This is a genomic window from Halostagnicola bangensis (assembly GCF_054653435.1).
The window spans coordinates 1,676,639-1,690,310 of the sequence record NZ_BAAIGG010000002.1 but is presented as its reverse complement, the minus strand read 5'-3'; the positions used below and the strand labels follow the sequence as shown (position 1 = coordinate 1,690,310).

Below are 13,672 nucleotides of genomic sequence, written 5' to 3'. Positions count from 1 at the left end.
TATTGTGCCTCGTACGGCCCTGAAAGAACCCATTCAAGCGTACGAGTTCGCGATCGGAGTCCAGTTGATGCAAACGAACCAAAGGAACACCTAGATATTAAATTCTTCCCTTCGGATCCCTAAAGAGGTCATTATAGATACATTATACGCATAAATAATATATATGGAGTGAGGATATGGAGCGAAATAAGTCGTCAGAATCGGGGATGGGCGGACCAAATCAGCATCGCTGATCAGAGCGGAGTAGCTGGAAGTTCCGCACGAATGTAGCGACTTGTGATTTGGGTGTACTACAATTGGCCGTGGTCCGATCCCTGTAGCGATTTCATCCGCCGTAGTGACTCCACAGAGAGAAATGATTACAGAGAGAAAGATCAGGAAGGACCAGAAAAACCGGAAGAGTGTGAACGAAAGGAACGTGTGGGACGGTAGCATGATTTGTCATTGACCCCCACCCCTTTGTTTCGAGTGGAGAGCGTTACGAGAGGGGGTGGGGGAGGGGAGGATTCTAGAACGGGAAGTTTTATGTCTATGGTCAGGAAACAGTATCCGCAGAACTAGCAAAAGCATTGTTTTACTAGAGTTAGATTAAGTAATCCTAGTCATTACTAGAACTGCTCCTCTATAGCCGTTCACTTACTAGAACCGTTCAACCCTCTCGTATACCCTCGAGACGTCTTCTACTCCTCTTTTCTGACTTCTCTCGTCTCTTTTCCCGCAAAATCCCTCCAAACCGAAATTCATCGACCCCCCTCTTTTCGCCATCTCCACTCGAAACAAGGGGGTGGGGGAATGGCCCGTGTATACTAGTATGGTTCTAGTACGCACAATTGATCCTGACACTCGAGAGAAACAATTATGCTCGGTTCACTCTCTATCCTCCGTTTTCGTGGTTTCGGAATTGGGACTCTCCCAAAACTTCTGCTCGACGGCTATTGATCCTAATCTCAGTTACCTCTCTTTCGACTGGGTACTCTTGCTTACCGGGTCAACTGTACTTTCCGCCACTTCATCTGTACTCTCTACCCATTGTCTGTAGCTCCCATCCACGATCTTCAGTTGCTACTCATTATCTTCAGTTGCTACTCATTATCTTCAGTTGCTACTCATTATCTGTACTTCACTTCCCCAGTCAGTGTCATCTCGTCCATTCATACAATGCCTATCCATTCATTTGATTGACGTTCTTTCTTATTGAATAGTAAATACGTCTGACGTAGGCTTAAGTGAGTACAGTTCCGTAGTACGCGCAGATGCACCCATATGGTGCTGGAGGCCCCCTAGGATGGGACTGTTAAAAGGACTTAAAGATAGTATCTCTCGCGCTACGGATCGGCTGTTTTCCGAACAGGAGCCAAAGCGGATTGGAATCTACGGGCCGCCGAACGCCGGGAAAACGACGTTAGCGAATCGCATCGCTCGAGACTGGACAGGTGACGCAATCGGGACGGAAAGTCACATTCCACACGAAACGCGGCGCGCGCGAAGAAAAGAAGGCGTGGAAATCGAGCGCAACGGAAAGTCAGTCACCATCGATATCGTTGACACTCCCGGTGTCACGACCAAAGTGGACTACGAAGAGTTCACCGGTGAGATGGAAGAAGACGATGCGATCCGTCGCTCGCGAGAAGCGACGGAAGGTGTCGCCGAAGCCATGCACTGGCTTCGCGAAGATGTCGACGGGGTCATTTACGTGCTCGACAGCGCCGAAGACCCGATCACGCAGGTCAACACGATGTTAATCGGGATCATCGAATCGCGCGACCTTCCCGTCCTTATCTTCGCCAACAAGATCGATCTGGACGATGCGAGTGTCAAGCGTATCGAGGATGCGTTCCCACAGCACAAGACCGTCCCGTTGTCGGCGAAAGAAGGCGACAACATGGACGAAGTATACGAAAACATCGCGGAGTACTTCGGGTGACCTGAGATGCCGAAAGCAACGAACGCAGACGATGGAGATGGACCGGAGAGCCCCGACGGTGTGCAGATCGATCTCATCAGTGGCGAACGAATGGATGGGATGGCAAGCATGGAGAAGATCCGGATGATTCTCGACGGCGTTCACGACGGCAACATCGTGATTCTCGAGGAAGGTCTCTCGCCCGACGAGGAGAGTCGCCTCATCGAGGTGACGATGGCCGAAATCAGCCCCGACGAGTTCAACGGTATCGAGATCGAAACCTATCCAAAGTCGAGTACGGGTAACTCGTCGATCCTCGGTCGAATTATGGGTAACAACGAGTCGACGAAGAAACTCACCGTTATCGGTCCGGCAAACCAGATCGAGACACTTCACAAGGACGAAACGCTCATCAGCGCGCTCGTCAGCCGTAACTAATGCCACATCAGTGTACGAACTGCGGCCGCACGTTTCCCGACGGCTCGAAAGAAATGCTCTCTGGCTGTCCAAACTGTGGCGGCAACAAGTTCCAGTTTGCCCCCTCGTCGACGGCTCGAGGAGACGCATCTGGTGTCAAGCCGGACGACTCGAGTACACCTCCTGATCCGCCGTCGAAAGAGTCGGCCGATAGCGTCGCCGCTCGAGCGGCCGAAACGGTTCGTGATTTCGTGTCCACTGATACGAATCCTGCTGACAAATCTGAAAGTGCCGGCGACGTCCCAGAACAGTCAGAGACCGGTCCGGAGACTCCTCAACACGGTACTGAACCACAGTCTACGCCCGGTACCGAATCACAGCCAACCACTGCCGAGAACTCGTCCACCCAGGACACTGGAAGTTCGCCAACTCAGGACGCTGAAAATTTGCCAACCCAGGACACTGGAAGTTCGCCAACTCAGGACGCTGAAAATTCGCCAACTCAGGGCGCTGGAAGTTCGTCCGCTACGCGCGACGAAACAGATCACGGTGATGGCTTCGAAGAGCCGGTTCAGAACAGAGTTTCCGACTGGACGACTGCGAGCGATAGCGACAACGTTCCGTCCTCGAGCGGTGAGTTTCCGGAGTGGCCGGACTCCGCTCGACCGCCCGAGGACCGATCCACCGCGGATTCTGATCTCGAGGGTAACGATTCGACCGATTCAACTGTTACTACAGGCCGGAACGAGCGCCGATCCTCCGCACCGACCGACACCCCATCCGGAGAATCTCTCTCCTCGTCCACGTCCTCGAAATCTAATCGCAAAACTGCGGGTTCGGCCACCGAACGGACCGGTTCCAGACAAGCCGAATCCGAACCGGCAAATCCCGAACCAACTGATTCCGAACCGATCGATTCCGAACCAACCGATCCCAAACGTCCCGAATCCGAAGGGACCGATTCAGTTCGTGCCGAACCCGACCGAACTGGTACCGAACGAGCCGAAACCGAACTTACCGAGAGCGAGGATACCGCACAGGCAAGTGCCAGAAGCGATGTCGTTCAATCGGACGAACTCCCGGATTCGACAGCGCCAATCGAGGATGCGACCGCACCGGATCACGGTCGCGTCGTGAGCGAACCGACGGGGGAACAACCCTCGCTCGAGGATCTCCGGGCGGAACTCAACGAGCAGTTCGAGAGTATCAAAATTCTCAAACCGGGCCAGTACGAGCTGAATTTGATGGAACTTTACAACCGCGAAGAGTACATCATCTCACTTCAGGAAGACGGCCGATACGTCATCGATGTCCCGGATTCGTGGCGAGACGGTAACGAAGAGTAGGAATGCCTTTGGTTGCGGTTCCAGTCGAAACGGTGGGGGTTCGTTCGACTGTATTTTCCTCTCATTTCCGTTCGATAGGATCTATATCCACAGTCTCCTCCACTGGGGAATATTTCCACTCGAGAGTCCGCGTGTTCGTCTGAGTTCCGGTGGTCGAACGTTTTTCCGGTGGTCGAACGTTTCTGGCGAATTCACTGGAGAAAGATGGATTTAAGCAACGTGACCGAGACGACTCCTGTATGAGTACTGCAACCAAGATCGTTCTCACCACGGTCACCGTGTCGGCCCTGCTGTCGATCCTGCTCGTCTTTCAGACCGTCTTCGTCTGATGTTCGAGGATCGTTCCCTCTCAAGGCCGGTCGAAGACGTTCGAGATGAATATGCACCAGACACCCTCGTTTTCGATTGCAACCAGGATTTCGAAACGCTTCCACCAGCGCAAGCTGAGGATCTCGGGCTCGTCGTCGATTCGCTCGAGCCGGCGACTTATCCCGCGTCGTGGCTTCCCGATGATGCCCCGACGCTATTGAGTCGGTATGCAGGCGGCGAGTTCACCATCGGAATGCCGGGAGACGGAAGCGTCGCCTGGACTCGACAGACCGATCCGCCGGTCGTCCTCGTCAAGCCTCGAGTCGGGGGCTCTCCGGACGAATTCATCGATTTCTTGCTCGCAGAGGCGCTCGTCGAACTCTCTCTGGGGATTCCGGAGCACTTCCTGGGATTCTTCGAGGAGCGGTATCCCGAACTGGCAGCTGCGACGCCGCTCGACCCGAACTCGACGTACCAGATCGCAGCGGCGCTGTTTGACGGCTGGACGGGACTGCAAACCCGCCAAGAGTTCGCCGACTGGCACGGCGACCACCCTGAACTCGCCGAGGCGTGGCAAGACGCCGGCTCGAGTCTCGAGGAACGAGTGGGCGAACTCCCACGGGCGGTTGCGCGCGGGGAAACGGACTTCGCCGATGCGACGGAACTCGCATGTGCCGCCATCAAACACGCAATCGAACTCCCAGCGCCGTTCGGCGCACTCGAAACGGAGGCCTACCGAGATCACGGTCCCGAGTACGGGATTCAGTGGGTCAAAAAGACGTTCGACGCACTCGAGGACGAACCGTAATAAAGCGCTTGAGGACGAACCGTAACAAAGCACTCGAGGACGAACCGTAATAAAGCGCTTGAGGACGAACCGTAACAAAGCACTCGAGGACGAACCGCAGCTGACGCGATCAATCTGAGTATACGAACCGATACGTTACGCTCGAGTTAGAACTCCGTCGCGACGGTTCCATCCTCGTCGAGATCGATCACGCCGTCGAAGAGTTCGCGGAACTCGTCGACGATGTCGTCGTCGTGGACTTCCTCGGAGAGGTGAAAGAGCCCGATCGCATCGTATTCTTCGAGTAGTCCGAGAATCTTTTCGACGGCCTCGAGGGCGGCTTCGTCGTCGGCGTAGTAAGCGAGTTCCGTGACCGAATCGAAGCTGATCCGGAGTTTGCCGTCGTGTGCATCGAGAAAGCCGTCAATGTGCTCGAGGATTCCGTCGATGTTGTCCGGTGCGCTCACGTAATGGACGGTATCGCTCGAGCGGCGTGAGTAGCCGCGTTCGATGCTCAGCGTGTCGAGTATCTCGGCGGATTCCTCGTCGACATCGTAGTACTCGAGTTTCTGTCTCACCTCTCGAGCGGTGGTTCGAGTGGAAACGACGAGGAAGTGGTCGGTATCCGTTTTGAAGAATTCCGTATCGATGCGGTCGGTTTCGCCTGTGCTTGGATGGAGAAGAAGTATTCCAGTTCCACCTGGTACCGTTTCCGGGGTGTCATCGATCTCGAGCGAGTACTCCATATTGAGGATATCAACTTTCGGGATCGACTTAAGCGTGCGGATATCTCGAGATACAGCCCCCTACGACGGTGGGTCATCTACCATCTTTGCCGTTATGAGGTACCCTCGATATGATCTCTCCTCAGATTCGCTTTATACTCTGGCTCAGATCATCTGTGGGGCGACTCTCGATCTATCTGATTCAACCGTTATCCTGACCGTTTCAACTGATGTCTCCGCCTTCCTGCCGGAGCAAGATAACCATCGAGAGTCCTGAGATGAGGATCAAAAGGAGGGCCGGAACGGCCGCGTATCGGTAGGCGATCGCGTCCTGTGCATCCCAGACGATAGAGACCAGCGTATCCATTCCGACGGGTTGGAGCATCAACGTTACCGGTAACTCCTTCATTGTCGTCAGGAAGACGAGGATCCCACCGGCGATCACGCCGGGCATAATGAACGGCAATGTGACGCGCCGGAAGGTCTCGAGTGGGCCGGCGTTGAGCGTCCGAGCGGCCTCGATGGTCTTTTCGTCGACCTGAAGGACGGACGATCGAACGGTCCCGACCGCCTGTGGCAGGAAGCGGACGACGTACGCGAAGACGAGCAACCAGACTCCTTGCCTGTAAAATGAGGGTAAGGTTCTGGTTCCCAAGAACACCAGTGCGAGTCCGATAACGACGCCAGGAACGGCGAATCCGATGTAGGTTGCTCGCTCGAGAATCCGCGAGACGAGCGAGTTGGCCCGACCGGAGTAGTAGGCCACGGGGAGTGCGAACAGGCAGGCGACCAGTGCGGCCAACAGGGCGAGATAGACCGAATTGAACGCGTACCCCCACTCGAACTCGAGTGACGGGATCGGATCGCCCTGACTGCGGATGAGCCAGTTCGTGAAAATGGCGACGGGGACGACGAGGGTGACGATTCCGATCGTCGAAACGAAGCCCATTGCCGGCCACTTCCAGTGGCCGAGTCGCATCTTGCTACCCTGCCCCGGACCCCCGGCGGCGTCTTCGTCTTGCCCGATGCCAGCCTCGATGACCAGAACGATGGCAACGATCGCGACCAGTTGCAACGCGAGCAACGCGGCGTATTCGACGGCAAAATTACTGAACTCCCAGTAGATCGAACTCGTGAAGACGTTCGCTTGCATGAACGCCGGCGTCCCGAAGTCGGATATCGCGTAGAGACCGGCGAGCAATGCGCCGGCGGCGATTCCCGGTCGTATCTGGGGTAATGTAACGCGGCGGAACGCTTCGAACGGCCCGGCGTTGAGCGTCCGAGCGGCGTCGACGATCGAGCTATCCATCGACAGTAACGCGGCTCGAGTCGTCAGGAAAACGTAGGGGTACGTATACAGCGTGATGATAAATACCGCTCCGGAAAGTCCGTCAACGGGCGGAAGCGTCATTCCGAACACCGAGTCGACTTCCCCGCCGGAGCCGAACATGCCGGTAAACGCGATCGCGCCGATATAGCTCGGGATAACGAGTGGCAGTGCGGCGACGATGGTCCAGAAGTGCGGGTACGGAAGGTCAGTCCGAGTCGTCAGAACGGCGAGCGGAACGCCGAGTAGAATCGAAAACAGGGTGACCAGGGCCATCAGTCCGACGCTGTTTGCCGTCACCCACGCCGTCTGCGAGGAGACGATGAGCCCATAGGCTCGTGACGGCTCGACCGTCGTCGCCTGCCAGACCAGCCAGAACATCGGTGAGACGACGAGGAATGCAACGATGGCACTCGCCGTTCCTAGCGCGACCATCGAACGGTCGGTCTCACCGAGACGCTCGAGAATCGGCTCGAGTCGACGTGAAAAATCGAAATAGTTCGTGAGTGATTTCATTATGGACGTCTGATCTGTTCGCTGAGGGGCCGCGACTCTTACTCGTTCGTTTGAGCTAGGTCTACCTAAATGCCCCGAAGCGTCCCGAGGTGGACAGCTGAACGGATTCAAAATTCAATAAACCATGAGGATCAATAAACTATGAGAAAATAGAAAGAATGAGGTTCCGGTGGAAGAGGAGGAATGAGGTTTCGGTAGAAGAGAAATAATGAGGTCTCGGCGAAGGGGAAGAATGGAGTTCCGGTGGAAGGGGAAGAATGGGGTTCCGGTGGAAATGGAAGAATGGGGTTCCGGTGGAAAGTAAGGTTCCAGTAGGTGAGGTTCCAGTAGAGAGTGGTCTTAGACCGTCATTCCCTCTTCTTCGAGGAGGTCGCCTGCTTCTTGGAGGTCCATGTCGAACTCGCTGAGGTCGAACTCCGGCGGGTTGATCTCCTCGAGGTTCGGGAGGTCGCCGACGTACTCGACCCCTTCGACGACGGGGTACTCTCCGTTCGCTTCCATCATGAATTCCTGTCCTTCGGCGGCGATGAGGTGACGGATGAACTCTGCCACGAGTTCGGGATCGCCGACGTTGTTCGTCGCGGCGACGCCTGCGACGCTGAACAGACAGCCGGCGTCTTCTTCGGTAAACGTCGCTCTGATCGGTGCGTCGGGATCTTCGTTGAGAATACGTGCGGCGTAGTAGCTGTTTCCGAGGCCGACGATCGGATCGTCGTCACCGCCAGTGTTGACAGCCTCGGCTTGATCGGATCCGCCCGAGAAGAGCTGGATGTCCTGATCTTCGACCATCGCCCGAACCCACTCACGGGTTTCGTCTTCGCCTTTGCGTTCGACCATCGCCTGAATAAAGCCGCGGAAGGTCCCCGAGTTAGGCCGCGTCGAGATGATCCCTTCGAACCGATCGTCGGTCGCGAACTCCATGATGTCGGTCGGGAAGTCGTCTTCGTCGCCGTCCCAGCGTTCGCTGTTGTACTGAATCGAGCGCACGCGACCGGTCACGCCGGTCCAGTACCCGTTCGGGTCGCGGTAGCTTTCGGGAACGGCCTCGACGATGTCCTCCGGAAGCTCTTGTACAGCGCCTTCTCGCTCGAGTTCGCCGAGCGCGCCGGGATCCTGCGAATACATCAGGTCCGCTCCCGCAGCGTCACCTTCCTGAATGAGCTGGTTCACGTGTACGTCGTTATCGTCGTAATCGACGTTGACGGTGAGATCATCGTACTCGTCTTCGAGGGCCTCGAACACCGGATGGATCTGGTCGCGTGTTCGGCCGGAGTAGATGTCGATTTCCCCCTCGAGGTCGCCGAGGTCGTCCCATTTGATGGCAGTTGAGTCGACGGACTCCGATAGCGGTTCGGATTCCGCGATCGGGGTGACGTCGTCATCGTCTCCGAGACATCCTGCGAGGCCTGCAACGCCGGCTGCTGAGATGCCTGTAATGGCGAGGAATCGTCGTCGTCCAGTCGGCGTTCGAGTCGATCGGTTGCTGTTGCGTTCTTGCATATTTAGTTTTAGGCTGACCTAAAACACTAATACCTTCCGATTGTGTTTCGGAGAAATGGGGCGAGAGGTGGGACAGCTATCGCTATAAGCCGGTCTCAACCCGATGCCCAGGGGTTTCGGCCAGCCTAAACCTCTCTGTCTCTACTAATTTAGGCTATCCTAAAAAGTGTATCGGTCATGCGAACGCGTTTTGTCTCCCGCGGCACAATAGCGCCCACATGAGCGTTCGCGAGGAGTTCGACGAGTGGGCGACGGCCGGTCGTGACAAAGGGATGGAGGATCGCCACTGGCACACCGCAAAGCACGCGCTTGCGAGAATGCCGGTCGAAGCCGGCGACACCGTCCTCGACCTCGGCTGCGGAAGCGGATACGCGGGTCGGGCGATCCGCGACACCAACGGCGCGGGCCGCGTCTACGGACTCGACGGCTCGCCGGAGATGGCCCGCAACGCCGCGGACTACACGGACGATTCACAGGTCGGCTACGTCGTCGGCGACTTCGGCTCGCTGCCGTTCGAGACCGACTCGATCGATCACGTCTGGTCGATGGAAGCATTTTATTACGCGGCGGACCCCCACGAGACCCTCGAGGAGATCGCTCGAGTCCTCGCACCCGGTGGGACCTTCTACTGTGCGGTCAACTATTATGAGGAGAACGTTCACTCTCACGAGTGGCAGGAGTTCATCTCCGTCGAGATGACACGGTGGGACCGCGAGCAGTACCGAAGCGCCTTCCGAAACGCGGGCCTTCACGTCGCCGAACAGGACAACATCCCCGACCGCGAGACCACGATCCCGCACGAAGCCGAATTCCCGACGGATGACTGGGAGACGCGCGAGGAGATGGTCGAACGGTATCGAGAGTATGGAACCCTCCTTACTGTCGGCGTCTCGCCCTGATCGGCCCAGTGCCGTCGTTTTTCAGCTCGTGGCCGGCGAGAATGCCGACCAGTTCCGAACCCCCTAATTTCCACTCGAGACCGATTGAAAACCACTCGCATCCCCCGGTTACGGCTCGTTGCTTTCCTCTCACTTCGATCGCGCTCGAGTCGAAACCGTCCTCTTTTCGAGATGCCACCGTTCTCGAAACTTGAATCTCCCGTTTCGGATGCGCTATTGCTCGAACCGTTCGCCCGCTGGAACCGTTACTTCGAGCCAGTTCTCTTCCGGCGGTAGCGGGCAGTCAAAGGTCTCACTGTAGGCACAGAACGGCGTGTACGCGAGATTCAGATCTAGAACGATGTCGTCGCCATCCGCCACGTCTCTCTCCGGCGAGAGTTCCATGTACCGACCGCCCTTGTAGGTCTGCTGTCCGGTTGTTTTGTCCCGAAACGGAATAAATAGGGGTTCCTCTTCGGGCCGCTCCATCTGATACGCCGCCAGTTCGTAGGTCCCATCGGCTAGCTCCGGATCCGCTCGCTCGAGGTCAAACGAGAGCGTCACGACTCGGAGGTATCTGACCTCTCGACCCGTGGTCGTATCCATCGTGACGGGTTCGGGATCGTCGTGGACGGTGACGGTCGCGTCCACGCGATAGTCCGAGTCCGGCTCAAAGTACTCGAGGCCGGAAAACTCCTCGCGCTCTTCCGGGGGGATCGGCGACTGTGGATGGTCGGCGAAGAACTCGTCTTTTTCGGCGCGCTTTTCCTCGAGCTCCGAGCGCCAGGTCTCGACGTCGAACGAATCGCTCATGGCGATCGTAGTGGCCGAGCACTCGAGTGGGTTGTGGTTTCGGAGCGCATCTACACGATCGATTCGATCACCGACACCGAAATTCGATTGTGCGAGGACTACTGATCGAGGTGGTCAGTGACGGGGTGGCTAATAATGGGTGGTCAGTGACGGGGTGGCTAGTAATGGGTAGCCAGTGACGGGGTGGCAATAATGGGTAGCCAGTGATGCGATGGTATGGTGGAGCGCTATTCGGTGATCGTGAGGATTCCGTTGTTCACGGAAACCTCGCTCGCGTCAGCTGGCAGTTCGAATTCGAACTGTTCGTCGTCCGTGACGACGATCGCCGTGCCGTCGACCACGTCGACTGTGATATCGCTGGCCGTCGCACCGAAGTCGACCACGATAACGCCGCTGTCGTCGTAGTTGTAGGTCCGAACGGTGGCTCCGTGTCGGTCGACGTCTCGTAGTTGTTTCGGGACTCTCATACCTTTCTTAGGTGACCAACACGTGTAAGCCCCACGCTGGCAGTATCAATATGAAATTCTTCCCGAGGATTCATCGTGGACGCCTGACTATATTCAACATTCCTCGAGTCGAATTTCGGCTGGCTTGCAGTCGAACCGTGGCAAAATAGCGGTCGAACGTAGATCGAGACTGTAGTCACGCAACCGAGCGATCAGCGGGCCAGGGTTTATCCCGGAAGCCGGACCAATCGAGGTCCGTCAAGGATATGGCTGACCGACGATGAATACGCACAGCATGACGAATTGGCGCTCGGTGTTCGGCCATCCGACTCCCTACGACGAGCAGGTCGACGGTATCGAGTCAGCCATCGAAACCGCACGCGACGGCGGCTATACCGTGATCGAGGGGGCCTGTGGCACCGGCAAGACGATGATCGCGCTCACTGCAGGGATCGACCTCGTTCGCGATCCCGACAGCGAGTACGAGCGCGTGTTCGTCCTCACGAGCGTCAAACAGCAACTCCACCAGTTCGAAGAGGATTTAGAGACGATCAACGCGAATCTCCCGTCCGACTGGGACCCTGTCTCCGGACTCACGCTCGTCGGGAAGGCGGACGTCTGTCCCTACAACCGCGAGGGAAAGGCGGGAATCGACGATGGCAACGTCTACGATCGGTGTGAGACACTTCGCGACCGTACGCGAGCACTCACGGGCGAAGGCGGCTCGACGACGGCGGGTAATCTCGCCTCTCGCGCGCGAAGTCAACAGATCGGGCTCGCCGACAGCGGCTCTCGAGGCGGCTCGACCAACTTCCTCGAGACCGCAGGCGAAGCGACTCCTTATCCCCCCGATCTCCCCGAGTACGACGACGGCGGGCCGGCCGGAAGCGAGGTCGAGTACTGTCCGTTCTACGCGCAGTACCTCGAGGATCTTCCCGACGAAGGGAGCGACGGCGACGCCGCCGAAGCGGTTCCGTTCGATTTCACCGAGACGGGACTCGTCACGCCCGAAGACCTCGTCGGCCTCTCCGCCAGCCACGGAACCTGTCCACACTCGGTGATGGGGGCCGTACTCGGCCACGTCGAGGTCGTGATCGGGAACTACTACCACGCGTTCGATCCGACGACGACCTCTTCGTTTACCGGCGCGTTGCTCGACGACTCAACGTTCGTCGTCTGCGACGAAGCTCACATGCTCGAGCCCCGCGTTCGAAACCTCGTCAGCGACGGGGTGGCCGACAGGACGCTACGAGATGCGGAGACGGAACTCTCGCGCGTGATCCAGCCGGTCCGGCACGAACGACAGGGGAGAGAAACCGAGGGTGGGTCCAAGACCGCAGACGCGGATCTCGTTCGGGGGGAACTCGCCGATAGCGACGTTTCCTACGAGGAACTCGAGAAGACCCTCGAGTTCGTGCAGGATCTTCGGGGCGAACTCGAGCGACGCGTGGAGGCCCACCTCGAGAAGGAGTACGGAAACTGGAAGGCGGATCTGACACAGCTCGAAGATGACGAGATACCGCTTCGAGACCCCGCCGAACCCTCAGAGGACGAGATTAGCGAATGGGCGTCTCGAGCGGGATACAGCGATTCGGTCTGGGTTCGGGCGGAGGCGGTCGGCGCGATCGTCGAACGAATTTTGAATTCCGCGGAGGACGAGGACCGAACCCGCTCGATGCCCGCCGCCGGTCGTCTCCTCGGCGAGTGGTACCGCCGCGGGCACACCGACTACTTCAGGGAGATCGAACTCGAGCGGACGTGGAACGAGATGGAGCCCGACGATTCGTGGCGGCGGGCCTACACCGCTCAACTCGCCTTACACAACTGCGTTCCGAGCGATGCGATCGGCTCGCAGCTCTCGACATTCGGCGGCGGCGTGCTCATGAGCGCGACCCTCGAGCCGATGGACGCCTTCACCGAGGTGGCGGGCCTCGAGTACCTCGAACGCGAGGAAGATCGGCCGGTCACGAAGCGCCAGTACGGGTTACATTTTCCGGCGGAAAACCGCGAGAGCTTCGCGGTCGCCGCGCCGAAATTCACCTACGAGAACAGAGGTCGCGCTGGCGAAGAAAACCCGACCCGTAGGAGCTACGTCGACGCGCTCGAGCAGGTCGCCGACCTTCCCGGTAACGTCCTCGTCGGGATGCCCAGTTACGCCGAGGCGGAGTGGGCGGCGGGAGCGCTCGAGGATCGAATCGCCAAACCCGTCCTCGTGGACGCCTCCAGCAGCGACGACACGACCCAGTCGCTCAAAGACGAATTCTTCTCGGGCGAGGGAAAGGTACTGGTCACGAGTTTGCGGGGAACGCTCACCGAGGGGGTCGATTATCGCGGTGATCGGCTCTCGGCAGCGGTCGTCTGTGGCGTCCCCATCGTCAACACCTCGAGCCCGCGGACGAAGGCCGTTCGCCGCGCCTACGACGACGAGTTCGGCGATGGATTCGAGTACGCGTTGACCGTTCCCGCAGTTAGAAAAGCGCGACAGGCGATCGGCCGGGTGGTCCGCAGTCCCGAAGACGTCGGCGTTCGCGTCCTGCTCGACGAACGCTACGCTCGGGACAGTTGGGATTCGGTTCGATCGTATCTCGCCGCCGACGAGGAGTTCCAGCCGGTGAGTCCCGACATGCTCGAACTCGGTCTCGAGCGGTTCCGAAGCCGGCTCGAGTCGTAACCGACTCGAGTCGTAGCCAGCTTGAGGGCTGACA

12 protein-coding genes are annotated in these 13,672 nt (G+C 57.9%); 7 read left to right on the top strand and 5 right to left on the bottom strand.

The genetic code is table 11. The annotated features are described in order from the left end of the window. The first annotated feature begins 1,285 nt into the window (after positions 1–1,285). The 5 genes from ACYQ14_RS10030 to ACYQ14_RS10010 all read left to right on the top strand — a co-directional run bounded on the left by ACYQ14_RS10030 (position 1,286) and on the right by ACYQ14_RS10010 (position 4,783). Positions 1,286–1,924, top strand: coding sequence for an Era-like GTP-binding protein (locus ACYQ14_RS10030; protein WP_283836589.1), 639 nt, complete (start codon positions 1,286–1,288; stop codon positions 1,922–1,924). Between the two features lie 6 nt (positions 1,925–1,930). After that, positions 1,931–2,341 (top strand): DUF2073 domain-containing protein, encoded by a 411-nt coding sequence (locus tag ACYQ14_RS10025; protein ID WP_459887641.1) that lies wholly within the window; start codon positions 1,931–1,933, stop codon positions 2,339–2,341. Continuing rightward, positions 2,341–3,666, top strand: coding sequence for an OapC/ArvC family zinc-ribbon domain-containing protein (locus tag ACYQ14_RS10020; RefSeq protein ID WP_459887638.1), 1,326 nt, complete (start codon positions 2,341–2,343; stop codon positions 3,664–3,666). Before ACYQ14_RS10025 ends, ACYQ14_RS10020 begins: the two co-directional genes overlap by 1 nt. A 239-nt stretch (positions 3,667–3,905) precedes the next feature. Beyond that, positions 3,906–3,995, top strand: coding sequence for a hypothetical protein (locus tag ACYQ14_RS10015; RefSeq protein WP_459887635.1), 90 nt, complete (start codon positions 3,906–3,908; stop codon positions 3,993–3,995). Further along, positions 3,995–4,783, top strand: coding sequence for a DUF7089 family protein (locus tag ACYQ14_RS10010; protein ID WP_459887632.1), 789 nt, complete (start codon positions 3,995–3,997; stop codon positions 4,781–4,783). The genes ACYQ14_RS10015 and ACYQ14_RS10010 overlap by 1 nt, the downstream gene beginning before the upstream one ends. A 146-nt stretch (positions 4,784–4,929) precedes the next feature. Here the strand turns inward: ACYQ14_RS10010 and ACYQ14_RS10005 are convergent, their stop codons facing one another. The 3 genes from ACYQ14_RS10005 to ACYQ14_RS09995 all read right to left on the bottom strand — a co-directional run bounded on the left by ACYQ14_RS10005 (position 4,930) and on the right by ACYQ14_RS09995 (position 8,830). Next, entirely contained in the window at positions 4,930–5,508 is a 579-nt protein-coding gene (locus ACYQ14_RS10005; protein ID WP_459887629.1) for a DUF7090 family protein, read from the bottom strand. Positions 5,509–5,710: 202 nt separating this feature from the next. Beyond that, a complete protein-coding gene (locus tag ACYQ14_RS10000; RefSeq protein WP_459887627.1) occupies positions 5,711–7,330 on the bottom strand; it encodes an ABC transporter permease in 1,620 nt (539 codons plus the stop codon). 339 nt (positions 7,331–7,669) lie between these two features. Beyond that, the gene (locus tag ACYQ14_RS09995) at positions 7,670–8,830 is read right to left on the bottom strand and encodes an ABC transporter substrate-binding protein (RefSeq protein WP_459887624.1); all 1,161 of its coding nucleotides are present in this window, start codon (positions 8,828–8,830) and stop codon (positions 7,670–7,672) included. Between the two features lie 218 nt (positions 8,831–9,048). Between ACYQ14_RS09995 and ACYQ14_RS09990 the strand changes: the two genes are divergently transcribed. Beyond that, positions 9,049–9,729, top strand: coding sequence for a class I SAM-dependent methyltransferase (locus tag ACYQ14_RS09990; protein ID WP_459887621.1), 681 nt, complete (start codon positions 9,049–9,051; stop codon positions 9,727–9,729). 213 nt (positions 9,730–9,942) lie between these two features. On the opposite strand, the gene ACYQ14_RS09985 is transcribed toward ACYQ14_RS09990, so the two are convergent. Continuing rightward, positions 9,943–10,521 carry a DUF1684 domain-containing protein gene (locus tag ACYQ14_RS09985; RefSeq protein WP_459887619.1) on the bottom strand — a complete coding sequence of 193 codons (579 nt, stop codon included), beginning with the start codon at positions 10,519–10,521 and terminating at the stop codon, positions 9,943–9,945. A gap of 227 nt (positions 10,522–10,748) precedes the next feature. Beyond that, positions 10,749–10,988, bottom strand: coding sequence for a DUF7127 family protein (locus ACYQ14_RS09980; RefSeq protein WP_459887616.1), 240 nt, complete (start codon positions 10,986–10,988; stop codon positions 10,749–10,751). A gap of 274 nt (positions 10,989–11,262) precedes the next feature. On the opposite strand from ACYQ14_RS09980, the gene ACYQ14_RS09975 reads away from it, so the two are divergent. Further along, positions 11,263–13,638 (top strand): ATP-dependent DNA helicase, encoded by a 2,376-nt coding sequence (locus tag ACYQ14_RS09975; RefSeq protein ID WP_459887614.1) that lies wholly within the window; start codon positions 11,263–11,265, stop codon positions 13,636–13,638. Positions 13,639–13,672 lie beyond the last annotated feature (34 nt).